17 protein-coding genes are annotated in these 23614 nt (G+C 66.6%); 7 read left to right on the forward strand and 10 right to left on the reverse strand.

What is annotated here, in order from left to right; translation table 11 throughout:
• Window positions 1–91: 91 nt before the first annotated feature.
• Window positions 92–328: a hypothetical protein gene (locus CSQ93_RS15195; protein WP_099378750.1), complete on the reverse strand. Its 237-nt coding sequence runs from the start codon at window positions 326–328 to the stop codon at window positions 92–94.
• A 332-nt stretch (window positions 329–660) separates the two neighbouring features.
• Here CSQ93_RS15195 and CSQ93_RS15200 point away from each other — a divergent pair, with 332 nt between their 5' ends.
• The 4 genes from CSQ93_RS15200 to CSQ93_RS15215 all read left to right on the forward strand — a co-directional run bounded on the left by CSQ93_RS15200 (window position 661) and on the right by CSQ93_RS15215 (window position 6784).
• A complete protein-coding gene (locus CSQ93_RS15200) occupies window positions 661–2976 on the forward strand; it encodes a hypothetical protein (protein WP_099378751.1) in 2316 nt (771 codons plus the stop codon).
• Window positions 2977–2995: 19 nt separating this feature from the next.
• A complete protein-coding gene (locus CSQ93_RS15205) occupies window positions 2996–5317 on the forward strand; it encodes an SUMF1/EgtB/PvdO family nonheme iron enzyme (RefSeq protein WP_099378752.1) in 2322 nt (773 codons plus the stop codon).
• Window positions 5318–5501: 184 nt separating this feature from the next.
• The gene (locus CSQ93_RS15210) at window positions 5502–5900 is read left to right on the forward strand and encodes an OsmC family protein (protein ID WP_099378753.1); all 399 of its coding nucleotides are present in this window, start codon (window positions 5502–5504) and stop codon (window positions 5898–5900) included.
• Window positions 5897–6784 (forward strand): pirin family protein, encoded by an 888-nt coding sequence (locus CSQ93_RS15215; RefSeq protein ID WP_099378754.1) that lies wholly within the window; start codon window positions 5897–5899, stop codon window positions 6782–6784. The genes CSQ93_RS15210 and CSQ93_RS15215 overlap by 4 nt, the downstream gene beginning before the upstream one ends.
• 9 nt (window positions 6785–6793) lie before the next feature.
• Here the strand turns inward: CSQ93_RS15215 and CSQ93_RS15220 are convergent, their stop codons facing one another.
• The 5 genes from CSQ93_RS15220 to CSQ93_RS15240 form a co-directional block, all read right to left on the reverse strand.
• Window positions 6794–9271, reverse strand: coding sequence for a TonB-dependent siderophore receptor (locus CSQ93_RS15220; RefSeq protein WP_099378755.1), 2478 nt, complete (start codon window positions 9269–9271; stop codon window positions 6794–6796).
• A 128-nt stretch (window positions 9272–9399) separates the two neighbouring features.
• Window positions 9400–10368: a FecR domain-containing protein gene (locus CSQ93_RS15225; protein WP_158301241.1), complete on the reverse strand. Its 969-nt coding sequence runs from the start codon at window positions 10366–10368 to the stop codon at window positions 9400–9402.
• The gene (locus tag CSQ93_RS15230; protein ID WP_233516196.1) at window positions 10368–10886 is read right to left on the reverse strand and encodes a sigma-70 family RNA polymerase sigma factor; all 519 of its coding nucleotides are present in this window, start codon (window positions 10884–10886) and stop codon (window positions 10368–10370) included. The genes CSQ93_RS15225 and CSQ93_RS15230 overlap by 1 nt, the downstream gene beginning before the upstream one ends.
• A 105-nt stretch (window positions 10887–10991) precedes the next feature.
• On the reverse strand, window positions 10992–11594 hold the full coding sequence (locus tag CSQ93_RS15235) for a metal-dependent hydrolase (RefSeq protein ID WP_099378758.1): 603 nt from the start codon (window positions 11592–11594) through the stop codon (window positions 10992–10994).
• Between the two features lie 386 nt (window positions 11595–11980).
• Complete coding sequence (locus CSQ93_RS15240) at window positions 11981–13585, reverse strand: FHA domain-containing protein (RefSeq protein WP_233516197.1); 1605 nt, start codon at window positions 13583–13585, stop codon at window positions 11981–11983.
• 346 nt (window positions 13586–13931) lie between these two features.
• On the opposite strand from CSQ93_RS15240, the gene CSQ93_RS15245 reads away from it, so the two are divergent.
• A complete protein-coding gene (locus CSQ93_RS15245) occupies window positions 13932–14351 on the forward strand; it encodes a DUF2177 family protein (RefSeq protein WP_099378759.1) in 420 nt (139 codons plus the stop codon).
• Here the strand turns inward: CSQ93_RS15245 and CSQ93_RS15250 are convergent.
• The 3 genes from CSQ93_RS15250 to CSQ93_RS15260 all read right to left on the reverse strand — a co-directional run bounded on the left by CSQ93_RS15250 (window position 14332) and on the right by CSQ93_RS15260 (window position 16529).
• On the reverse strand, window positions 14332–15282 hold the full coding sequence (locus CSQ93_RS15250) for a PP2C family protein-serine/threonine phosphatase (RefSeq protein ID WP_099378760.1): 951 nt from the start codon (window positions 15280–15282) through the stop codon (window positions 14332–14334). The two genes, CSQ93_RS15245 and CSQ93_RS15250, sit on opposite strands and share 20 nt — an antisense overlap.
• A gap of 149 nt (window positions 15283–15431) precedes the next feature.
• A complete protein-coding gene (locus CSQ93_RS15255) occupies window positions 15432–15878 on the reverse strand; it encodes a glycine zipper 2TM domain-containing protein (protein WP_099378761.1) in 447 nt (148 codons plus the stop codon).
• A gap of 120 nt (window positions 15879–15998) precedes the next feature.
• Window positions 15999–16529 (reverse strand): GNAT family N-acetyltransferase, encoded by a 531-nt coding sequence (locus CSQ93_RS15260; RefSeq protein WP_099378762.1) that lies wholly within the window; start codon window positions 16527–16529, stop codon window positions 15999–16001.
• Between the two features lie 174 nt (window positions 16530–16703).
• Between CSQ93_RS15260 and CSQ93_RS15265 the strand changes: the two genes are divergently transcribed.
• Window positions 16704–18152: a M20/M25/M40 family metallo-hydrolase gene (locus CSQ93_RS15265; RefSeq protein ID WP_099378763.1), complete on the forward strand. Its 1449-nt coding sequence runs from the start codon at window positions 16704–16706 to the stop codon at window positions 18150–18152.
• 30 nt (window positions 18153–18182) lie between these two features.
• On the forward strand, window positions 18183–19088 hold the full coding sequence (locus tag CSQ93_RS15270) for a LysR family transcriptional regulator (RefSeq protein ID WP_099378764.1): 906 nt from the start codon (window positions 18183–18185) through the stop codon (window positions 19086–19088).
• Between the two features lie 19 nt (window positions 19089–19107).
• Here CSQ93_RS15270 and CSQ93_RS15275 read toward each other — a convergent pair whose 3' ends face one another.
• The gene (locus tag CSQ93_RS15275) at window positions 19108–23610 is read right to left on the reverse strand and encodes an efflux RND transporter permease subunit (RefSeq protein ID WP_099378765.1); all 4503 of its coding nucleotides are present in this window, start codon (window positions 23608–23610) and stop codon (window positions 19108–19110) included.
• Window positions 23611–23614 lie beyond the last annotated feature (4 nt).

A 23614-nucleotide genomic window follows, 5' to 3' on the forward strand; every position in this document is an offset into this window, starting at 1 on the left:
TGTGTCCGTGTATCCGTGGCGGATACAAATGGCGGCCTGGCGCGGAGGTATTCAAATTGGCGCCAGGCGGCGTGGTGTCAGCATCGGTGGCTCACAGGGTGCTGGCGGTGGCGTTGCCCAGCAAGGCTTGCCGTTCCTCGATCAGCGAGATTTTCTTTTCCTGTTCCGTCATGCGCTTGGCGCTGACGACGACGACGGGGATGGCACTCGCTTGTGCCACATCAGCCGCTTTGGCGGCCGATGGTTGCATGAAGCTGACGTAGCTGGCGCCGCAGGCGATGGCAACGGCGACGGTAAAGATGGCTTCCATGTTTTTTAACGTTTTCATGATGTTTCCTTTCGGGTGGCGGGTGGGTATGCATGCACTGTAGCCAGGCGCGGGCCGGCGCGCCATGCAGATGCGACCAGCCGTGGTTTTGGCGGGATGGCCTGCAAAAAAACGGCGCTGAAATGCCTGCGCGCGGCGCTGGCGGGCGACCGCATGAATTGAGGCCTAATTCGCCCTGTATCCGTGCATATGAATGCAATTGCCCTATGGCATTATCTGATGCTGCGCACTGCCGTGCCCATGCTGTGCGCGGCAAGTGAAGCCCGGCTATCCTGCTAGAATCGGCATGGCAGCCGTGTTGCGCGCACAATCATTCTCATCAGGAGTCACACATGTTCCAATTGTTTGGTTTTGGCGGCGCCCGCTGCCCGCGCTGCGAGCACAAGAACGGCGCTGCCGCCGGCTATTGCGCGCAATGCGGCTTGTCGCTGGGGGCACCCGACAGCGACGCGGTGCTGCATGCCAACCAATGGCATCTTGCTGAAGGGCAACTAGCCCTGTTCTTCGGCGTGCGTGAACTGTCCTCGTTGTTCGGCAGCGCCGCGCGCCGCCTGCAGGTGCCGGCCGAGTCGCGCGCCTGGATCGTGCAATCGGACGCTTTCACCTTGATACCGGCCGGCGACTACGACAGCGCCGCCTTCTTTGCGCGCCTGCCCGCGCTGCTGCCGGCGCGTCCGGCCGAAGTGCTGATCGCGCGCGCCGACGCCGTCAGCCTGGACTTCGACTTGCCTGGCCTGGCCAGCTCGGAACTGCTGAACGTTGCCGCGTCCCTGCGTGTCGATATCGGGCTGGGCCAGCCCGATGCGTTCGCGCGCCAGTTCATGCGCGCGCCGGGCGCCGTCACGCGGGCCCACCTGCACGCCTTGCTGCTGCCGTCCGTGCGCCAGATTGCGCTGGAATTCATCGGCAGCCGCGCGTTGGTCGAGATGGACGCGAATGCCGACCTGCGGCCCGAATTGAACGAACGCCTGCAATCGGCGCTGACGCAGCGACTGGCGCCCAGCGGCCTGGCCGTGGCGCGCGTGGAAACGCTGAGTTTGCGCCACGACAAACGCGAGGGCAATGGCGATGCCTCCATCGGTACCCTGTGGCTGGGCGGCTTGCCGGCGCAGGAACTCGAGCAACACAGTCTGGAACGCATGAAGCAGCTCGACCAGCTGTATGACGAGGAAGAGTGGCAGCGCATCCGCCGCGAGGAACTGGCAGCGCGCCACGCACACCGCCGCGCGGAATTGCAGCAGGATGCGACGCTGGAAAAGGCGGAACTGAACCACCAGGAAGCGGAGCGCCTGCAAGCGCTGCGCGGGCGCCAGATCGACCTGTATGGCCGCATCCTGGAAGCGAAATCGCGGCGCCAGGCGCTCGACCATGGCGCCGCGCTGGCGCTCGGCGAGCTGGAACAGGAACTGGCGCAGAAGGGCGCGCAGCACGCCGACGAAGCGGCCAACTGGGAACACGTGCGCGCGCTGGCCGCCATCAAGATGCGCAGCGAGCTGGAACTGTCGCAGCTGCATGGGCGCGAACAGATCCAGCTGGCGCAGCAGCGCTTTACGCATCAGGTGCACCTGCAGTCGATCGCGCAGCAAGTGGAAAGCGCGCTGCTGATCGACGACGAGACGGGTCGCCGCACCCAGCTGGCGCGCCTGCGTCAGGCGGAGGCGGATGCGGCCCAACGCGAGGCGCAGCTGGAGGCGGAGCAGCACCAGGCAGCCTGGCAGGGCCTGATGCTGGCCAACGCGGCGCGCAAGCGCGAGGCCGAGCGGGTACAGGAGTGGGAAGAGCAGATGCAGCTGGCGCGCCAGCGCGAACTGCTGCGCGCCGAGGCGCACAAGGATGAAGCGGCCCAGGTGCAGGCGACGGAAATCGCGGAAAAAGTCGCGGCGCTGCGGCGTGGCGGCGCGCGCGAAGACGCCATCGCGCAGCAGGAAAAGCTGCTGCGCACCATTGAGGCCGATGGCGTGCACGCGCGCCAGCTGCAGCAGCAAACGCAGCTGGCGCAGCTCGACGCGCTGGCCATCGAGGAGCAGCGCCAGCAGCTGCGCCAGCTGGAGCAGGAAGCGCAATGGCAGCGCGACTTGCTGGCCATGGCCCAGCAGCGCGAAAGCGATTACGCGCGCTGGAAGGGCGAGTACGAAGCCCTGCTGGCGCAGCAGGCGCATGCGGCCGAACTGGCGCGCATCGACATCGACCGCATCGAGAAAATCGGCTCGCTGAGCGACACGGGCAAGGTGGCCATGGCCGCCGGGCAGAACGCGGCCGCGCTGGCGCAGGTGCTGAAAGTGCAGCTGCAGGCGGGCATGAGTGCCGAGCAGATTCACGCGCTGGCGGCGCTGGCGGCGGCCGAGAGCAGCGTCGCCCCGCTGGACGCCATGCGCATGGCGCAGGACAGCGTGGCGCAGGAGCGCAGCTACCTGGAAGGCCAGGCGGAACGCGAGCGGCGCCAGCAGCTCGATCTGATCAACCTGCAGAACGCGGCGCACGCGCATGGCTTGTCGGCGCAGGCGCAGCTGGGCGTGGCCGTGGCGCAGGCGCTGCAGCCGGGCGCCGCCTCTGCAGCGCCGGCCCGCTGCAAGAACGGCCACGCGCAGCGCGCGGGCCATCCGGAAGATAAATTCTGCGCCGCCTGCGGCGTCGCCCTGCAGCCTTGACGGAAGCGTTTCACTCCAGATGATGCAAAAAGCACGAGACAAGCTGCGGGAACTGCGCGCCCTCCACGACGACGGGCTGCTCAGCGAGCAGGAATTTGAACGCCGCAAGAACGCCATCCTCGACGCCGAGTACGCGCCGCCAGGCGCCGCACCTGTGGCCGCGCCGCTGCCCGTGCGCCAGGGCACGGAGCTGGGCTTCATGACGGGCCAGGAAATCGGTCCGCAAAACCGCCGCTACCGGCTCGAACGGCTGATCGGCACGGGCGGCATGGGGCAGGTGTGGCAAGCCACCGACCTGGCCACGCACGCGGAACTGGGCAGCAGCGAAATGGTGGCGCTGAAGATATTGCCGCCGCAACTGACGCAAAGCGCCACGCACGCCAAGCTGCTGATCGAGGAAGCGACCCAGGCGAGAAAACTCGCGCATGAAAACATCGTGCGCGTCTACGAATGGGCGCAGGACCCGGCCACGGCCAGCTATTTCATCATCATGGAATGCCTCGATGGCGAAGACCTGGAACACTATCTGGGCCGCCAGGGTGCGCTGCCGCTGTCCACGGTGCAGGAACTGTTGCAGCCGGTGGCCGAAGCGCTGTCGTATGCCTGGGAAAAGCACAAGCTGGTGCACCGCGACATCAAGCCAGGCAATGTCTTCCTGACGGCGAAGGGCGACGTCAAGCTGCTCGACTACGGCATCGCCACGCGGGTGCGCAATGCGGACAGCAGCCTGGCGCTGGAGATGCCGAACGCGGGCACGCACGGCTACCGGGCGCCCGAAGCCGGCGCCAACCAGCGCCAGCCCAGCCCGCGCCTGGACGTGTATGCGGTGGCCGTGATGATCTATCAGATGCTGGAAGGGCGCATGCCGTTCGACGACATGCGTAGCGCCAGCCATTTGCCTTCAAAGCCGCAAGCGCTCAACGCGCAACAGTGGCAAGTGCTGCAGAACGGTTTTTCGCTGACGGCGGAATTGCGGCCCCAATCCGTGCAAGCCTTGCTGGAAGGGCTGGAACGCGCGGCCGGGCCATCGCCCGAAGAACTGGCGGAACAGGCGCGCCAGCAGCAGGCGCGCGCGGCGCAGCAGGCGCAGCAACAGCGGGAGGCGGCGCTGGCCGCCGAGCAGGCGCGCGAGGAAGAGATCAAGCGAGCCCGCATACGCCAGGAAGAACTGGATCAGCGCCGCAAGGCGGAAATCCAGGCCGCCGTGCTGGAAAAGCAGCGGCAGGACAAACTGCGCCGCGAACAGGAAGCGCAGCGCCATTTCGAGGCGGAAGAGGCGCGCAAGTTGCGCAAGGAAGCGTTGCGCGGTCAGCTGCGCGCGCGCCGCGAAGCCGATGCCGCCACGGCCTTGCAGGAACACCAGGAATTGCAGCGCAAGGCCATCGTCGCCAAGGCCGAGGCGGCATATCGGGCCGAGCAGGAGCGCGCGCGCAAGGAAGAGGCCAGCCGCGCCGCGACCGCATCTGTCCCTGTGCAGGCATCCGCGCCGGTGCCGGAAACGGAACACGCGGAACCGGTGGCCAATGCCGAAGGCATCTTGCGCGACGATTTTCTCGATGGCGCGGGACAGGGGCCGGAACTGGTGCTCATTCCCAGCGGCCGCTTCCAGATGGGCGCGCACGAGACGGAACACAAGGCGGCCATGCAGGCCGGCTCGCAAAAGACGTGGCTCGAACGCGAAATGCCGCAGCACTGGGTCGGCATCGAGCGCCCGTTCGCGCTGGCTCGCCACCCCGTCAGCGTGGGCGAATGGCGCGCCTTCGTCAAGGCGACCGGCTGGGCGGGCGGGTCGGAAACGGACTGGGATAATCCTGGCTTCGTGCAGAACGAGCAGCACCCGGTGGTGGGCGTGAGCTGGAATGACGCGCAGCTGTACCTGGCGTGGATGAGCGAATGCACGGGCCGCCAGTACCGCTTGCCCAGCGAAGCGGAATGGGAATACGCGTGCCGTGCCGGCTCGCGCACGACCTTCAACGTGGGCGACACCATCAGCACGGAGCAAGCCAATTACGACGGCCTGTATGTGTACAACGGCGGCCCGCGCGGCGTGTATCGGGGCGGCACCACGCCGCTGGGAACATTCGCGCCGAATTCCTGGGGCCTGTTCGACATGCATGGCAATGTGTGGGAATGGGTGCAGGACGTGGTGCACGATAATTACGAAGGCGCGCCCGTCGACGGCAGCGCGTGGGAAGAGGGCAGCGACAGCAGCCGGCGCATCCTGCGCGGCGGCTCCTGGCTGTACCACCCGCGCTATTTGCGCTCGGCCCTGCGCAACGGCTTTTCCACCGTGCTGTCGAACGACATCGTGGGCTTCAGGGTGGCGCGCACGCTCGACTGACTTATTATCATATCGGTCATCTTGAGGGATACTGCATGCACCTTAACCGTGCTGGAGTGTCCATCGTCTTCGCCTGCCCACCGACGCCCTGTTCCGTATCAAATGACCAGGTAGCTGGGGAGCCGGCTGCGCAAAGCGGGCAAACGGTGTAAATTGTGGCTTTCCAAACGCACCAAGGAACGCCATGACCATCAAAGCCATCCGCGACCAGTCGCAAGCCATGCGCCACATCGTGCACGTGCGCGATCACATCATTTCCGCCGACGCCTCGGTGGCCGAAGGGGGCGGCGATGCCGGCCCGTCGCCGCACGACCTGTATGACGCGGCCCTGTCGGCCTGCAAGGCGCTCACCGTCGTCTGGTATGCCAAACACAAGGGCATCCCCCTGGAGCACGTGGAAGTGTCGACCGAACGCGATGCCAGCGAAGAGCGCAAGGGTGTGTACCGCCTGGCCGCCACCCTGCACCTGACGGGCGAGCTGACGGATGCGCAGCGCCAGGAATTGCTGGCCGCGGCCGGCAAATGCCCGCTGCATAAATTGATGACGGCCGTGACCACCGAAGTGACGACGGTGCTGGCATGAGCGCGGCGATCCTGAAAAGCCACGAAAAGGATCTGGGCGGCGGCTTCGTCGTGCGGCGCCTGTTGCCTTCCGCCGTCAAACAGGCCGTCGGCCCCTTCATTTTCTTTGACCATTTCGGCCCCATCGACGTAGCGCCCGACGCCAACCACGACGTGCGCCCGCATCCGCATATCGGCCTGGCCACCGTCACCTATCTGTTCGAGGGCGCGATCGACCACCGCGACAGCATCGGCTCGTACCAGCGCATCGAGCCGGGCGCCATCAACTGGATGACGGCCGGGCGCGGCATCGTGCATTCGGAACGCACGCCACAGGACCTGGCGGGTCAGCCGCACCGCACGCACGGCTTGCAGCTGTGGGCCGCGCTGCCGAAGGCGCACGAAGAGGATGAACCGAGTTTCACGCACACGCCGCAGGCCGACATTCCCGTGGTGCCGCTCGATGGCGCCGTCGTGAAGGTGTTGATCGGCACGGCCTTTGGCCAGACCTCGCCCGTGCGCACCTACATGCAGACGGTGTACCTGGACGTGGCGCTGCAGGCGGGGCGCGAGTTGCGCCTGGAAGGCTTGCCGGCGGAAGCGGCGATTTATCCGATCAGCGGGGATGTGCTGGTCGATGGCGTGGCGCTGGTGCCGCACACCATGGCCTTGCTGGAAGCTGGTGCCGCGCCCGTGGTGACGGCAGGCGGCGGCCCGGTGCAGTTCGTCGTGATCGGCGGCGAGCCGCTGGACGGCCACCGCTTCCTGTTCTGGAATTTCGTCTCGTCGAGCAAGGAGCGATTGTCGCAGGCGGCCGACGACTGGACCGCCCAGCGCATGGGCAGTGTGCCGGGCGAGACGGAATTCATCCCGCTGCCGAAGGCGCCATTGCGTCCTTCGGCATAGGCGTTTCGTTTAGAAGCGCGCGCGCAAGGTCAGTTGCGCCTTGCGCGGCTCGCCATAGAAATTGCCCCACGCCGGCGCGCTCACCGTCTGGTAGTAGCGCTTGTCGAGCAAGTTCGTCACGGACAGCGACGCCGTCCAGTTGCGGTCGATCTGCCAGGCGGCGCGCGCGCTCCACAAGGCATACGCGCCTTGCGCCACCTTCACGTCGCGCGTCGTGCGCGAGCTCTCCGTCTGGAAGTTCACGCCGCCGCCCACGCTCCACTTCTGCAAGGCACCGGGCAGGCGGTAGTCGCTCCACGCGCGCAGCATATGGCGCGGCGAGTAGGTACTGGCGAACATCACGCCTGCGTCCGACGTCTGCTCCAGGTATTTGAAGTTGTTCAGGGTGTAGCCGGCGAACAGCTGCCAGCCCGGCGTCACTTCGCCGCTGATTTCCGCATCGACGCCTTCGCTGCGCACCTTGCCGGTCGAGAAATAGCACTCCGTGCCGCTGGTGCAGATATTGACCAGATCTGCCTCGGCGCGGTTGCGCTGCTCGATGCGGAACAGCGCCAGCGAGGTATTGACCTTGCCGTCGAACAGTTCACCTTTCACGCCCACCTCCAGGTTGCGCCCTTTCAGCGGCTCAAGCAGGGCGCCTTCGGCCGTGCGCTGGTTTTGCGGCTGGAAGATGTCGGAGACGCTGGCGTAGCCGGACCAGCGCTTGTCGAACGCGTAAATGACGCCGCCATACGGCGTGACGACGCCGTTTTCGCGGGACGGATCGAGATACACCTCGCCCGTGTCGCGGTACACGCTGCTCGATTTGTAGTTCGACACGCGCGCGCCCGCCACCACGGTGAGCGGGTCGCTGACGCTGAATCGGGCCACGCCATAGGCACCCGTCTGTGTCATGGTGGTCAGGCTGTGGCCGCCGCCATATTGTTCCTTGCGTATCCAGGCATCGCTCGGTTCCGCCACGCCGTGATTGGGTTGCAGCGCGCTATTGGGCAGCAGCATCCTGGCCAGGCTGTAATCGCTGTCGCTTTCCAGCCGGTTCGTGCTGACGCCGGCGCTGAAGCCATGGCGGCGGCCGAAGGCGTTGAATTTGCCATCGAGCGAGAGGTCGAGTCCCTTGTTGGTGGTGCCGTAGTCGAACACGCCAGCGTACATCATCATGCCGGCCATGGTGGCGGGATTGAGCGCGCCCAGGTTGAACATGTATTTCACGTCATGCTGTTCGCGCGTGTAATTGGCGCTGGCCTTGAGCGACCAGTCGGCATCGAAGCGGTGTTCGAATTCGGCGAAGGCGGCCGTCTGGCGGCTGTCCCAGCGATTCCAGTCCGCGCCCAGGTAGGTCGAGCGGGGCAGTTTCGGGTCGCTGCCATCGAGGTAGCGGGGCATGCCCGAGAAAAACGGCGTTGACTTCAGTTTTTCGTAGCTGGCGCCCGTCGTCAGCTTGCTGCCCGGCGCCAGGTCGAATTCCAGCACGCCGTACAGCACGTCCGTGCGGCTGTCGGCCACGTCATAAAAATAATCGCGCTGGTCGTGCGCGGCCACGACGCGGCCGCGAATGCTGCCCGCTTCGTTCAGGGCGCCGGTGACGTCGACCTCGCCGCGCACGTCGTTCCAGCGGCCCGCGCTGAGCGCCAGCTGCACCTGTTTTTCAGCCAGCGGGCGCTTGCGCACCATGTTGATGGCGGCGCCCGGCGAACCGGTGCCCTGCAATAGGCCCGTGGCGCCGCGCACGATTTCGACGCGATCGAGCATGGCCGTGTTGCTGGTAAAACTGTTCGCCTGCGGGTAGAACATGGCGCGGTTGACGCCATCGAACTGGTAAGTGTCGACCATGAAGCCGCGCGAATACACATAGCGTCCGCCCATGGGGCTGTCGTACATGGTGATGCCGGTGGTATTGGCCAGGACGGCGTCGATGGTGTTGAGGTTCTGGTCGTCCATCTTCTGGCGCGTGACGACGCTGACGGATTGCGGAATTTCGCGCAGGGTTTGCACGCCCTTGCCGACGGTGACGGCGCGCGCCGCATACGAGTTGCTGTGCTCACTGACGGGGTCGCGCTCCATGCTGGCGCTGACAGTCACGGGCGCCATGGTCTTTTCCACGCCGGCCGCCGCTGCGGACGCTGGCGCTGCCTGGCGCAGCACATAGGCGCCGTTCGGCAGTTGCACGGCTTCCAGGCCGCTGCCGGCCAGCACCTGGGCAAAACCCTGGCCGACATTGAAGCTGCCGCGCACGCCGGGCGAGCGCAGGCCCCGCGTCTGCGCAGGATCGGTCGACAGGCTGACGCCGGCGGCGACGGCAAAGTCGTTCAGGGCGGTGGCCAGCGGGCCGGCTGGCACGGCGTAGGCTTGCGGTGCTGCAGCGGCAGCCTGGCCTTGCGCCAGGACGGGTGCTGCGACAAAGGCGGCGGGGGCGGCGCAAGCCATGGCGATGACGGCCAGGCGGATGGCGCGCGCGGCGGGATGGAGGACGGGGGTGGTCAGCTGCATGCTCGGTCTTTCTGCTCTAAAGGGATAAGAATTGGCGTGTGAATCGGCTACGTGAATTGGCTACTTAACTAGGAAGCCGAAGCAGCGCAGCGAAACACCAACCCCTGGCGCAAAAAAACTGAAAATAATTACGAGGAGCGGGCCGCCACCGTGGCCCAGTAGCGCGTGAAGTACGTCACTTGCAGCCCGTGCGAGGCGCACAGGCTTTCCAGCACGGCGTCGATATCGTCGAGGCGGTAGGTGCCCGTGACGGGGCGGCGCGCCACTTTGGTGTCGCAGACGAGACGCCCGCGCCGGTAGCGCGCCAGTTCCGCAACCAGTTGTTGCAGCGGCCAATCGGCCGCCACCAGCATGCCGCGCAGCCAGCTGTCCTGGTGCGCAGGCATGGTCTGCACGTCATCCGCGCCAGTTGCGCTGAAGCGTAACTGCTGTCCAGCTTCCAGACGCCGCACGGCATCCGGGCGCGCCGCGCAGCGCACTTCCACGGCATGTTCGTAGACGCTGACGGTGCTGCCATCGCCATCGCAGCGCACGCCGAAGCGCGTACCCAGCGCGCGGATCACGCCGTGCGGCGTGTCGACGAGGAAGGGGCGAGGGTCGGGCGCCGTCGTGATCATGATTTCGCCATGATGCAGGCGGATGCGGCGGTGCGTGGCGCTGTAAGCGACATCCAGGGCGCTATCCGTATTCACTTCCAGGCGCCCGCCATCGGAGAGGGTGACGTGGCGGCGCTGGCCCGGCGCCGTGCGCAAGGACGCCGTCAGGGCTTGCCATGGGTCCGATTGCAGGCCCACCTGGCCCAGCGCGATGCCGCCGCCGGCTGCCACCAGCAGCGCGAGTATCTTGGCGGCCGCGCGCCGGCGCTGCTGCGCCGCCTGCAGGGCGGGAATCGCCAGTGCTGCCGGTATCGCGCCCAACTGGCCGTCCATACGCTGCAGCAGCTCCCAGGCCCGTTCATGTTCTGCGCTGGCGTCGCGCCATGCCTGCAGCGCTGCCGGGTCGGCGCCGCCGCACTGGAGCTCCACATGCCAGTGGGCGGCGGCGGCCAGCACCTTGCGGGGGATAGGCGACGAAGGGGAGGCGGATGCGGCGAACATCAGGCGGCCGCCAGCATCAGGCATTCCGTATAGGCGCGCACCAGGTGCTTTTTTACGGTGGGCAGGGAGACGCCGAGGCGCCGGCTGATGTCCACGTAGCTCAGTTCTTCGATCTGCGCCAGCAGGAAGATGGCCCGCGTGCGGGCACCCAGGCCGTCGAGCAGGCGGTCGATGGCGAGCAGGGTTTCGATAATGATGGCATGCGTTTCGGCGCACATCGATACAGGCTCGGCTTGCTGCGCCAGCGCTTCCAGGTAAGCTTGCTCCAGCGCTTGGCGCCGGTAGCGGTCGATCAGCAAGCCGCGCGCAATGGTCGCCAGGTAGCCGCGCGGCTCGCGCAGGGGCGCCAGCGGTGTCACCTCGCGCTTGCCCATCAGGCGCAAGAACGTATCCTGCGCCAGGTCGGCCGCCTCGGCGCGGTTGCCCAGCTTGCCGCGCAGCCAGCCATACAGCCAGCCGTGGTGCTCGCTGTACAGGGTTTTCAGGTGGACGGCATGGACGGGACTGACGGTACTCACTGCGTTCTCCAGGCAAGGAAAGGGCTGGGCTGACGGAACGCGGGGTGCCGGCTGGCTGGGCTGTTTGAGAATGATACTCATTATCACATTGCCACGCTGCCGGCGTCAATTGGCGTCGCCGCCCAGGCGCCAGCGCAGCTGCCATTGTTGCAGATTTGCCCAAGCCGTCTGGAGTGCGCCAGCGGACCAGTGCAGCAGGCTGTCCAGCGCCAGCACAGTGCGGCGCAGGTGGATGCCGTCAAAAAACACGTGATCGGCCACGATGGTGGCGGCCAGCCAGGCGGCGATGATGACGATGATGTCGTGGCGGCCGCTTTTCCACCAGCGCAGCGAGTGGCGGCGGAAGATCCACGGCACGCCCAGCGGATTGGGCCAGTCGGCCAGCAAATGCATGATGCCGCCGGCGGCAAAGCCGAACAGGGGCGGCGCCCACAGGTGGTGCGGCAATTGCAGGTAGGTGTAGACGAGCAGGGCGATCCACGCCAGGCCCCAGTGCGTCCATGTGCGGTGCGTGATCCACAGCCGGTGCGTGCGCGCCCACCAAGCCACTTCCAGCCAGTCCGGCGCCGTGCCGCCCAGCGCGCCCATGACAAAGGCGAGCATGCTCAGCACTTGATAGGGACCACCGGCGCCAGCGTGCGCGACCAGGGCCGCGGCGATCACGCCGGCAGCCCAACCGGTCGCATGATGCGCTTTGTTGGAAGCCATAGAAAATGTAAAACGCCATGCGTGGCGTTGTGTGAAATGCAGGGGATATTAACTGGATGAATATACAGTATGCAAGGGCTTGGAGGGGTGCTATTTGCAGAATATCGGCCGATAATTTGTTAAATTGTGTGTCGGGAGAGCTTGGCCAGCGGACTCGGCAAGTCATGCCGGGCGGTCAAGTGTGTTGTGCGGCTGATAATGCAATCGGCGCAGGGCGCGCTATGCTGAAAGCAGTCCTGTGTTTTGAAGAGGTGTCGCCATGAAAATCCCGCGCGAATTACAGATTCCCGCCATCGTATTTACGCTGGAAGCGGTGTTTATTTTTGGGCTGTCGATGATTTTCCTGGTACTGGTACCGCGCTAGCTAGTGTTTGAGAGCCGTTGTATCAGGCGGTTAGTACGCTGTCGCACAGCGCCGCGCCTTCGGTGCGGATGATCCAGCATTCGGGATACGGTTCGCTGGCGAAGCGGTTATGGCGCGCAAAGCCGCTGAGCTTGTCGAGCGCGGTGGCAGGGGCCAGCGCGGTTTCCTTGCCGCTGGCCGTATCGATGTGCCAGAAACCACCGTTGCGGTGGAAGAGCACGGGCAGGCAGCTGGCCTGCGGCGTGGCAAGGTGGCTTGCCGGCGTGGGCTGGGCTTCTGGCAGCAGCAGGTAAAAACACTCGGCGCGGGCGCCGTGGTCGATGCGGTGCAGGATCACGCCGTGCGCGAGCAGGGCCGTGACGCTGAGCACGACGATGCCCTTGATGCTGGCAGATAATTCGATGCGCATGCCCAGGCGCAGGGCGACGGGCTTGTGCTTGCCGGGCCACACGCCGTCGAGCAGCACGCCATAGCGCGATACGTCCTCGATTTCAAAGCCTTGCTGGCCGCGCCGGATGATGGCGTGGCGGCCCGACAGGCGGCGCGTCAAGCCATTGTTGTCCTGGCCGTCGGGACTGAAATGACTGAGCAGCACATCGGCTTCCGGGTCCACCAGTTCAAAACGCCCCAGCATGCATTCTTCCAGCGCGAACAGGCGGATCTGGCGCTGTTCACCCGCTTCCGGCGCCGCATTGACGAGGCAGGCGGCCTGGCTCGGGTGCGGATGGCAGTGGCTGGCGGCGGGCAGGTCGACCTCGATCAACTCTTCGTCCCAGGCGATGGTGGTAAAGCCCATGTCGATCTTGCCTTGTGGCGCAGACAGGTCCACGTGGGCAATGCCGGCATTGCGTGCCGTCACGTCAAGGTTGCAGCCGTCGCCGCCCGTGACGCGGGCAATCGACGCGTCGTCGGCCATCACGCGCACGTTCTTGTGGGTGCTGAGGAAGATCTGGTGGATCTCCGTCAGGGTGGCGTCGCGGCGTGGCACGAGGATGACAAACGTGCATACCCATTTCTGCGCCACGGCGCCATCGACGTGGCTGTGTACTTCGACTTCGATCTGGTATTGCCCGTGTTCCTTGTTGCGCGAGGAAAACTCGACAAATACGGGACGCCAGTCGCCGCGCGTGGTGCGCACGAAATCATGCTGCACGTGGCCGCGCGGGATCAGGTCCGAGCGCAGGCGCAAGGTCAGCTGCGGCGCGCAGGCGGCGCTCATGCCGCGCAATTCCATTTTTAAGGTTTGCCGTCCGCCTGCCGCGCGCGGATCGAAGCCGCTGATGTGCAGGTGGGCTTGCACGGGCTGGTAAGCAGGATGGGCGGCTGTGGCAACCGTGGCGACGGCGGCAGGCGAAGCCGCTGGCGTGGACGCCGGCATCGCCGTGGGAATGCGGCTGGGCAGCGCTGGCGCGACTATGCCCATCAGCGGTGCGGTAACGGCGTCAGCAGCAGGGGCGTGCGCATTCTCCGTTGCCGATGGCTCGGAACGGGCGCTGCGCAGTGCGGTCAACAGGTCGTAGCTGCTGGGGGCAGTCGTTGCTTGCGGGTGGTTGCCCGCGCAGACTGTTTCCCCAGGCAAGACCCAGAACGTACAGTGCGGGTGCTCCGGGTTGCTGCATTTTTTCATGACATTCTGACTCGAATCGAGCGGGGACATTTTGCCCTCTGTTATACATGAGAGCTTACGCGCTTTTGCGCTTGCTTGGCAACTTTCACGACACCGGAATGCGCTCTTTTTACCCAAATTCATGCGCCTGATCACAGCTTGTCATGCCTGCCATGGAAACTATTGCTCAAAAACACATTTTATATCTTTCTAGATATGTAATTTGATATCGCATGGAATTTCTTTCCCACCGATGCGCGTGCGTGCCGGCTGGGCATTTTAGGCGCGCGATGCGAGCCTCGCGGCATTTTTGCATTATGCTGGTGCAACCGTTACCCCACACGCCGCCTGACGCCGAAAGACGACCATGCCTGTCCAACGTCCGTTCCAGCTTGCCATAGCCTATGGCGCCACCTTGTGCGTATTCCTGGCCATCGATGCCCTGTGGCTGGCGGTGCTGATGAAACCCGTGTACGCCGCGGCGCTGGGGCCGTTACTGGCGGAGTCTCCCCGCTGGGCGCCGGCCGTGCTGTTTTATTTGCTGTACGTGGCGGGATTGCTGGTCTTCGCCATCTTGCCCGGCCTGCGCGTGCGCCGCGGACGCACGGCGGCAGCGCTGGGGGCGCTGCTCGGCCTGCTTGCCTACGGCACCTATGATTTGAGCAACTATGCGACCTTGCGCGACTGGCCGCTGGCCTTGACGGTGATCGACATGGCCTGGGGCGCCGTGCTGTCGTCCGTGTCGGCGTCGGCCGGTTATCTGGCTGCTAGCCGCCTGGGGCGGTGAATTCCGCATCGAAGCGCAGCGCCACCACGGTAATGTTGTCGCTATGCAAGCCTTTTGGCGGATGCGAGAGGAAATCGTCGAACAGGGCGCTGACGGCCTGTGCCGCAGTCTTGCCGGCACACAGGGCGGGCCAGCGGGCCGTGAGAGCTGGCGGATCCTCGCAAGCCCAGAAACCATCGCTGGCCAGCAGATAGTGGGCGCCGGGCCGCACGCGCAGCACGCGGCGGTCGCCCAGGTGCGCGAGGAAGGGCGGCAAGGTGGCTGCATCGAGGCTGCGCAGGGGCTTGTCGAGCTGCAAGCTGTCGCTGATGGCGTTACCTAAAATGAATGCCTGCGAGATTTGCGGATGGTGCTCGCCATGCACGGCGGCACGCCAGCGCATCTCGTCGAGCGCGCCGCGCATGGCGTACACGGTGGCCGGCACGTGGTCCACGGTGAGGATGCTGGCCGTGCCGTCGGCGATTTCATACAGGCGCGAATCGCCCACGTGATACAGCAGCGGCGCTTCGCCGGGCGGCACTTCCAGCAAGGTCAGGGTGGTGCCGGGCGGTCGCGCCTGGGCTGGCGCGGCACTGGCGAAACTGTCCTGCAGCCGTGTGTGCAACTCGTCGAGCCTGGTCGCCAGGCTGACCGTGTCGAGGCAGGCGGGCATGGCCAGCAAGCCTTGCACGGCCGCTTCCGCCGCTTCGCGCCCGTGGCCGTGGCCGCCCATGCCGTCGAGCACGGCGGCGCGCACGTGGCCGCGCGGCCAGCCCGGCACCTGGCAGTGGAACGGCGCCTGCCGCGACAGGCAGACGGCGTGGCCGCTGGCGTCGATCAGCAGGAAGTTGTCCTGGTTTTCGCGGCGCGGCAGGGGGCCGGCACCTACGCTGGTGCCAGCGGCGGCATCGAGCCAGGCGCCGAAGTCGAGCTCGTCTTTGATTAAATGCATCGGTTGGTGCGGTCCAGGCGGCCAGCAATGTTGATCATAGGACACAGCTTAGCCGATATTGTGTGGGCGCGATACCTTGCTCATTTCGCAAAAAAACCTGCGGCAGCAGGCTGGCGCAGGTTTTTCATGGTGCAAGTGCAGGGCGGTGCTTAACGGCGATGGCCCCAGCCGTGGCCACGGCCATGGTCGTGGTCATAATAGTCGCGGCGGCCATGGTCGCGGTAGTAGCCGCGGCCCGGTTGCACGTAGACGACAGCAGGCGGGCCGTAATAGCGTGGTGGCGGCGCGTAATATACTGGCTGCGGGGCAGGGGCGTAGTACACGGGCTGCGGCGCAGGCGCATAATAGGTTTCGCGGTAACCGCCGCGATAACCGCCACGGTCGTAATAACGGTCATTCGTGCTGATGCTGTTGCCGACGGCGGCGCCAAGCACGCCACCGACGATCGCGCCATTGCGGCCGCCGGTGCTGTTGCCAATGGCCGCTCCGACAACGGCGCCTGCAACGGTATTGAAGTCGCGGTCACCGGCGACTGCGGCCGAAGACACAGCCACTGCCGCTACCATTACCGCACCCAGGAGTTTCTTGTTCAACATGGCATTTCCTTCCATTCCGGCGAGATCACAATGATCTGCATGGAGTGGACTATATCTGCTGTCGCCGGCATGTTCCACGTCTAATACAACTTATTACAATCCTGCCCCGGCGGTAACAAGTCAGCGCAGGCGTGCCTGCCATTCGGGACGCAGCAGGCTGTACATTTTGACATCGCGCATCACGCCATTGATAAAGAAGGCCTGGCGCAGCAAGCCTTCCTGGGTAAAGCCATTCTTTTGCGCGATGCGCTCGGAACCGATGTTCAGCGGGTCCATCAGCAGTTCCAGCCGGTGATACGGATAGGCGTTGAACAGGTAGTCGACCAACAGGCGCGTCGCTTCGCTGATGTAGCCGCGTCCGTCCCGCTGCCGGTCGAACAGGCGGTAGCCGATCTCGCGCGAGGCTGGCGTGCGGCTCTTGAAGTGCGTGATCGTGCCGATGATGTGCTGGGCGTGATCTTCGATGAGGAACAGTTCGCTATCCTCTGTCACGAAGCCCGATTGCAGGAAGTCGCGTCGCATGGCCTCGGGCGACTTGAACTGCATCGAGAAAAACTCGCCGCGCGAAGGCAGGTCGTTGACGAGGGAAATATAGGTATTCAGGTCGGCGGCCTGCAAATGCCGGACGGTACAGAGTGTTCCCTTGAGCATGGCGGTTTCCGGTAGCGATCACGATCCTGATGGTAATCGACTCTTGGGGAAACAGGCAATCGATGCCGTAAAAGTTGCTGCAATGACAGAATAAATACGCTATCGTAGAAAAAGTCGCGCCTTGCCCATGGCCACGGCGTACCCGCTCCGACCTCGTAGACTGGATTTGAACACATGCATAGCATCCTGACTGGCGCGCCACTGCGCCGTTCCGCAGTATCCCTTGCCCTTGGCTGCATCGTCAGCGCCGGCGCCTTTGCCGCCGCGCCAGGCAATACGCCGCAAGCGCTGGCACAGGTGCGCGACACCGCGCTGCAAAGCGACTGGGCGTATGCCCGCCTGGCCGACATGACGGATCTGATCGGCCCGCGCCTGTCCGGCTCCGCCGGCGCCGCCGCCGCCGTGCAGCAAGTGGCCGACACCATGCGCCAGCTGGGCGCCAAAGTCACCCTGCAGCCCGTGAAAGTGCCGCACTGGGTGCGCGGCGTGGAAACGGCGGAAATCGTCGACTACGCCGGCCGTCCGCAGGGCGTCAGCCAGCGCGTGGTGCTCACCGCTCTGGGCGGCTCCGGCGCCACGCCGGCCGCCGGCCTGACGGCGCCCGTGATCATCGTCAAAAGCCTGGAAGAACTCAAGGCCCGCGCGGCGGAAGTGAAGGGCGCTATCGTGCTGATCGACACGCCGTTCGACCAGGAGATGGCCGAACGGGGCCTGGCCGGCGTCACCTACGGCCAGGGTTCGCGCTCGCGCTTCCTCGGACCGAAGGCGGCGGCCGACCTGGGCGCGGCCGCCGCGCTGGTGCGCTCGGTCGGCGGCGCCGACTTCCGCATTCCGCATGCGGGCGCCACGGGTCTCGACGACAATAAACGCATTCCCGCCGCCGCCGTCACTGTGGAAGACGCCTTGCTGATGGGCCGCCTGGCCGCACGCGGCCCTCTGAAAATGCACCTGACCCTGACGCCGCAAAACCTGCCGGAAGCGGACAGCTACAACGTCATCGCCGACTGGCCGGGCACGGACAAGGCCGACGAAGTGGTGGTGGTTTCGGGCCACCTCGATTCCTGGGACCTGGCGACCGGTGCGCACGACGACGGCGCCGGCGTGGTGGCGGCCATGGGCGTGGTGGAGACCCTGAAAAAGCTCGACTACCGCCCGCGCCGCACCATCCGCGTGATCGCCTGGATGAACGAGGAAAACGGCGGCCGTGGCGGCCAGGCCTATTTCGAGGCCCACAAGCAGGCGCTCGGCAAGCAATACGCGGCCATCGAGATGGACAGCGGCGCCGGCCGCCCGTTCGGCATCCTCGCCAGCGTGGGGCCGAAGTCGGAAAAACTGTTCGCGCCCCTGCGCGCGGCGCTGCTGCCGATGGGCGCGCACGCGTTCACGCGCCGCGAGGCGCTGGGCACGGGCGACTTGCACCGCCTGGAAACGGGCGGCGTGCCCAGCTTCGAGCCGCTGGTCGATAGCCACAGTTACTTCCACTACCACCACACGGCGGCCGACACCTTGGACAAGGTCGACCCGGATAACCTGAAGCGCAACGTGGCGCTGATGTCGTCGCTGGCCTGGTTCCTGGCCAATATCGACGGCGAGATTGGCCGCGCGCCGGAGCAGGGCGAGTAAGCGCCAGCAACGCGTGCTCAGGTAAAAACCATGTCGCTACCCGACCTGAACCTGTTGATCACCCTCGATGCGCTGCTGGCCGAAGGCAGCGTCACGCGCGCCGCGCGGCGCTTGCGTTTGAGTCCATCGGCCATGAGCCGCGCCCTGGCGCGCCTGCGCGAGACGACCGGCGATCCGCTGCTGGTGCGCGCCGGCCGTGAACTGGTGCCCACGCCGCGCGCGCTGGAGCTGCGCGCAAGAGTTGGCCCCCTGTTGAACGAGGTGCTGGGCGTGCTGGGGCCGGCGCAGCAGCTCGATCCGCGCCAGCTGGAGCAGACTTTCACGCTGCGTGCGAGCGACGGTTTCGTGGAAAATTTCGGTCCGGCGTTGCTCGCGCATATCGGCGCGCAAGCGCCGGGCGTGCGTTTGCGCTTCGTGCAAAAGCTAGACCGCGAAAGCGTGCAGCTGCGCGAGGGCAGCATCGACCTGGAAACGGGCGTGATCGGCAGTCTTACCAGCCCGGAAGTGCGCACGCGCAGGCTGTTCGGCGACCGTTTCGTGGGCGTGGTGCGCAGCGGCCATGCGCTGGCGCAAGGCGAGATCAGCGCCGAGCGCTATGCGGCCGGCCAGCATGTGCTGGTGGCGCGGCGCGACCAGGATACGGGGCCGATGGACGATGCGCTGGCCGCGCTGGGATTGCAGCGCACGATCGCCAGCATCGTCGGCGGCTTCACGGCGGCGCTGGCGCTGGCCGCCGGCTCGGACCTGATCGCCACCGTGCCGGAACGGCATACGGGCAATCTGCGCGCCGGCATGTTCAGCTTTGCGCTGCCGCTGCGCATGCCGGAGCTGACCGTGTCGCTGATGTGGCATCCGCGCATGGATGCCGACCCGGCCCACCGCTGGCTGCGCGGCTGCGTGGTCGACGCCTGCGCCGGCCAGATCGGCGCCGTTTGACGCCGCCGGCGCCTGTCTTCTAGCGCTGCACCGGTCCGTCGAAGCCGCCCGCCATGGCCGTGTAGCCATGGGCCGTGGCGATGGCCACGTCGCGGTGGGCCGTCACCAGCTGCTCCTGCGTGGCCAGCGCGATGCGCTCTGCTTCGAGCACGCCGAGCAGGCTTTCCGCGCCTTCCTGGTAGCGCACCCTGGCCAGGCGCGCGCTGTCCTGCGCCAGCTGGTGCGCCTCGCGCAGTGCGGCATGGCGGCTGCGCAGCTGCACCCATTGCGCGATGGCGCTGTCGGTTTCTTCCAGCGCCAGCGCCAGTGCCTTGTCGAAGCTGGCCTGCGCGGCCAGCACGTCGGCGCCGGCCGCGCGGGCGCGGGCGCGGCGCGTGCCGCCATCGAACAGCGGCAGGGTAAAGGCGGCGCCCGCATGCCAGCGCGCCGCGTCGCCGTCATGCCAGTCGCCGGCCACTCCGGAGGCGCCGAACAGCGCGCCCAGGCTGATGCGCGGGAAGCGCTCGGCGATGGCGGCGCCTTCGCGCGCGCTGGCCGACGCCAGCGCGCGTTCGGCCGCGCGCACGTCGGGCCGGCGCAGCAGCAGGTGGGCCGGTTCATCCGTCAGCAGGGTCTGCGGCAGCGCCAGCGGCATCGGCTGGTCGAGCGCCGCCAGTTCCGGCGCATCGAGCCGCTGCCCCGTGAGGGTCGCCAGGCGGTTGCGCGCCGCGCGCTCATCAAAGTTCAGACTGGGAAGGCGGGCGCTGGCCAGGCGCATCTGCGCCTCGGCGCGCATGCGTTCGGCCGGCGCGGCCCGGCCCGCGCTTTCGCGCTCGCGCACCAGCCGCAAGGTGCCGGACTGGTTGGCTAATTGTTCTTCCAGGCTGGCGCGCATCTGCTGCGCGCCGCGCAGCGTCAGGTAGGCGTCCACCACCTGCGCCAGGATCAGGCGCCGCACGTCGTCGCGCACGGCAGCGCGTTCGTCCGCCGTGGCCTCGGCCGCGGCGATGCTGTGGCGCACGCGGCCGAACAGGTCGAGTTCCCAGCTGAAGACGGCGTTCCACTGTACCGGCGAAGCGATGTGCGGCTGGCCGTCGCGGCTCCCGATCGCCGCCAGACGCGCGCGCCCGGCCTGGACATCGAGGTCCGCCGCCGGCAGGCGGGCGCCGCGCGCCGCTTGCGCAAATTCGCTGGCGCTGGCCAGGCGCGCGGCGGCGATGCGCACGTCGTCATTGTCGTGCCAGGCGCGTTGCACTAATTGCTCCAGCCTGGCGTCGCCCAGTGCTTGCCACCACAGCGCTGGCGGTGCGCCGGCCTGCAGCTCCGGTGCGCCGGCTGCCGAGGGCAGGACCGGCAGCTGCGCAATATCGAGCGCCCGCGTCGCCGTGGGCGTGCCGACGCTGCAGCCGGCCAAGGCCAGCAGCGTGGCCGCCAGCAAAGGCGCCGCGCGGCGCCGGCTCAGCAAGGTGAAAAACAACGGTGTAAACAACAGGCCGGACACGGTCACGCCCAGCATGCCGGCGAAGACGGCCGTGCCCATCGACTGGCGCATTTCCGCGCCCGCGCCGGAAGACAGCATCAGCGGTATCGCGCCCAGCAAAAAGGCCAGCGACGTCATGAGGATGGGCCGCAGGCGCGTGCGGGCGGCGGCGATGGCCGCCTCACGCGCATCGGCGCCGGCCGCCATCGCCTGGCGCGCGAATTCGACGATCAGGATGGCATTCTTGGCCGCCAGGCCGATCAGCACCACGATGCTGATCTGCGTCAGCACGTTGTTGTCCAGGCCGCGCCACGACACGCCGACCAGCGTGGCCAGCACGCAGCTGGGCACGATCAGCACGACGGACAGGGGCAGCAGCCAGCTTTCAAACAGGGCCGCCAGCAGCAAATATACGAGCAGCACGGCCAGGCCCAGCACCATGCCGGTGCTGCCGCTCGCGTGTTTTTCCTGCAGAGCCAGTTCCGTCCACTCGTAGTCGAAGCCGTCCGGCAGGCGCGCCTTGAGCAGTTCTTCCATCGCGGCGATGGTTTGCCCCGTCGAGTAGCCAGGCCTGGTGCTGCCCTGGATTTCGGCCGCGGGATACAGGTTGTAGCGCGGCACGCGGAATGGCGCCGTGCCTTCGCTGAAGGCGGCCACGCTGCCCAGCGGGACCATGTCGCCGTTGGCGGTGCGCGTCTTCAGGGCTGCCAGGTCGGCCACGCTGCGCCGGTAGGGCGCGTCCGCCTGGGCGGTAACGCGCCACACCCGGCCCATCAGGTTCATGTCGTTGACGAACACGGGCGCCATGTAGCTTTGCAGGGTTTCGTTGAGGCGCAGCAGCGGCACGCCCAGGTATTCGGCCTTGGTGTGGTCCAGCTCGACCTTGATCTGCGGGCTCATGGCGTTGAACGGCGTGAAGGCGCCCGTTACCGAGGGCAGCTTGCCCGCTTCCTCGACGATGGCGCGCGCGGCCGTCTGCAAGGCTTGCGGTCCCTGGCCGCCCGTGTCGCGCAGCATCAGCTTGAAGCCGCCACCCGTGCCGATGCCGCGCACGGACGGCGGCGGTATCACCATCACGCGCGCCGTGCTGATGGGCGCCAGCCTGGCGCGCATGGCGGCCAGCATGGCCGGGCCGTCCAGGCCATCGCTGGCGCGCGCGCCGAAGTCCTTGAACATGGTGAAGATGACGGCCGTGTTGGGCGCGGACGTAAACGTGGCGCCATCGGTGCCGACGAAGGCGGCCGTGTGGGCCACGCCGGGGTGGCTCAACAGGCGGGCCGTGGCATCCTGCACCACTTCGCTGGTGCGCGCCAGGGTCGAACCGGCCGGCAGCTGGATCGAGACGATGGCGTAGCCGCGGTCCAGCTGCGGCACGAAACCATGCGGCGTCACGTCCAGGCGCCACAGGGTCAAGCCCGCCAGCAGCAGGTACACGGGCAGCATCAGCCAGCGCCGCGAGAGGATGCGCCCCGTCAGCCGCACGTAGCCGCCCGTCAGGCGGGAAAAGCCGCGGTTGAAAATGCGCATCCAGCGCGCGCCCAGGCTGTTGGCATCGTGTCGCGGCTTGAGCAGCAGCGCGGCCAGGGCCGGCGACAGCGTCAGCGACACCAGCGCCGAGATCACGGTGGAGGCGGCGATGGTGACGGCGAACTGGCGGTAGAACATGCCGGAGATGCCGTCGATGAAGGCCGTCGGCACGAAGACCGCCACCAGCACCAGCGCGATGGCGACCAGGGCAAAGCCCACTTCGTCCATGCTGCGCTGCGCCGCGGCGACGGGGCTCATGCCGTCCTCCATGTGCCGCTCGACGTTTTCCACCACCACGATGGCGTCATCGACGACGATGCCGATGGCCAGCACCAGGCCGAACAATGACAGGGTATTGAGGCTATAGCCCATCGCCGCCAGCACGCTGAAGGTGCCGACGAGGGACACGGGAATGGCCAGGATGGGAATGATGGCGGCGCGCCACGAGCCGAGGAACAGCAGCATGGCCAGGCACACCAGCAGGGCCGCCTCGAAGATGGTGTCGCGCACCTTGTCGATCGAGGAGCGGATGAATTCAGTCGGATTGTAATAGCTGTGGTAGGCGACGTCCTGCGGGAAATCGGCTTCCATCCTGGCCAGCAGGTCCAGCACGCGGTCGCCCGTGGCCAGCGCGTTCGAGCCGGGCAGCAGGCTGATGCTCAGCGCGATGGCCGTGCGGTTGTCGACGAAGCCGCTTTCCGTGTAATCCTGCGCGCCCATCTCGACGCGCGCCACGTCGCGCAGGCGCACCACGCCGCCGCCGGCATGGGCGGCCACGACGATGGCTTCGAATTCGGCCACGTCGCGCAGGCGGCTTTGCGCCTGCACCTGTACCTGGAAGGCGCCGTCGCTGCCGCCGGGCGGCTGGTTCAATACGCCGCCGGCGACCTGGGAATTAGCTTGCCGCACCGCCGCGATCACTTCCGGCGCCGTCAATCCCAGCGAGGCCACGCGCGCCGGGTCGAGCCAGATGCGCATCGAGAAGTCGCGCGCACCGCGCGTGTAGATGTCGCCCACGCCTTCGACGCGGGCCAGCTTGTCCTTGATGGCCGTGCCGATGAAGTTGGAAATGTATTGCTGGTCGCGCGTGCCTTTGGGCGAATCGAACAGCACCACCATCAGCTGGTCGGGCGATGCCTTCTTGACGGCCAGCCCCAGGCGCCGCACGGCATCGGGCAGGCGCGCCTCGGCCACCGCCACGCGGTTCTGCACCAGCGACTGGGCCTGTTCGACGTTGGTGCCCGCCTTGAACACCACGCTGATGGTCAGCTTGCCGTCGCCCACCGATTGCGAGGACAGGTAGAGCATGCCGTCGACGCCGTTGATTTCCTGTTCGATCGGCGCGGCGACGGTATCGGCGATTTCCTGCGCCGAGGCGCCAGGATAGTTGGCCTTCACGGTCACCGTGGGCGGCACGATCTCGGGAAACTCCGAGATCGGCAGGCGCATGGCCGATACTGCACCCACCAGGGTGATGAGGATGGACAGCACGATGGCAAACACGGGGCGGCGGATGAAAAATCGGGAAAAACGCATGCTC

Source organism: Janthinobacterium sp. BJB426, assembly GCF_002735705.1.
GTDB lineage: Bacteria > Pseudomonadota > Gammaproteobacteria > Burkholderiales > Burkholderiaceae_D > Janthinobacterium.

Bases quoted from the DNA above. Each gene is read 5' to 3' on its own strand.
- CSQ93_RS15275 (WP_099378765.1), bottom strand. From the start codon at position 23,610: ATGCGTTTTTCCCGATTTTTCATCCGCCGCCCCGTGTTTGCCATCGTG.
- CSQ93_RS15200 (WP_099378751.1), top strand. From the start codon at position 661: ATGTTCCAATTGTTTGGTTTTGGCGGCGCCCGCTGCCCGCGCTGCGAG.
- CSQ93_RS15240 (WP_233516197.1), bottom strand. From the start codon at position 13,585: ATGAAAAAATGCAGCAACCCGGAGCACCCGCACTGTACGTTCTGGGTC.
- CSQ93_RS15255 (WP_099378761.1), bottom strand. From the start codon at position 15,878: ATGTTGAACAAGAAACTCCTGGGTGCGGTAATGGTAGCGGCAGTGGCT.
- CSQ93_RS15225 (WP_158301241.1), bottom strand. From the start codon at position 10,368: ATGTTCGCCGCATCCGCCTCCCCTTCGTCGCCTATCCCCCGCAAGGTG.
- CSQ93_RS15245 (WP_099378759.1), top strand. From the start codon at position 13,932: ATGCCTGTCCAACGTCCGTTCCAGCTTGCCATAGCCTATGGCGCCACC.
- CSQ93_RS15215 (WP_099378754.1), top strand. From the start codon at position 5,897: ATGAGCGCGGCGATCCTGAAAAGCCACGAAAAGGATCTGGGCGGCGGC.
- CSQ93_RS15265 (WP_099378763.1), top strand. From the start codon at position 16,704: ATGCATAGCATCCTGACTGGCGCGCCACTGCGCCGTTCCGCAGTATCC.
- CSQ93_RS15270 (WP_099378764.1), top strand. From the start codon at position 18,183: ATGTCGCTACCCGACCTGAACCTGTTGATCACCCTCGATGCGCTGCTG.
- CSQ93_RS15235 (WP_099378758.1), bottom strand. From the start codon at position 11,594: ATGGCTTCCAACAAAGCGCATCATGCGACCGGTTGGGCTGCCGGCGTG.
- CSQ93_RS15195 (WP_099378750.1), bottom strand. From the start codon at position 328: ATGAAAACGTTAAAAAACATGGAAGCCATCTTTACCGTCGCCGTTGCC.
- CSQ93_RS15210 (WP_099378753.1), top strand. From the start codon at position 5,502: ATGACCATCAAAGCCATCCGCGACCAGTCGCAAGCCATGCGCCACATC.
- CSQ93_RS15250 (WP_099378760.1), bottom strand. From the start codon at position 15,282: ATGCATTTAATCAAAGACGAGCTCGACTTCGGCGCCTGGCTCGATGCC.
- CSQ93_RS15260 (WP_099378762.1), bottom strand. From the start codon at position 16,529: ATGCTCAAGGGAACACTCTGTACCGTCCGGCATTTGCAGGCCGCCGAC.
- CSQ93_RS15220 (WP_099378755.1), bottom strand. From the start codon at position 9,271: ATGCAGCTGACCACCCCCGTCCTCCATCCCGCCGCGCGCGCCATCCGC.
- CSQ93_RS15205 (WP_099378752.1), top strand. From the start codon at position 2,996: ATGATGCAAAAAGCACGAGACAAGCTGCGGGAACTGCGCGCCCTCCAC.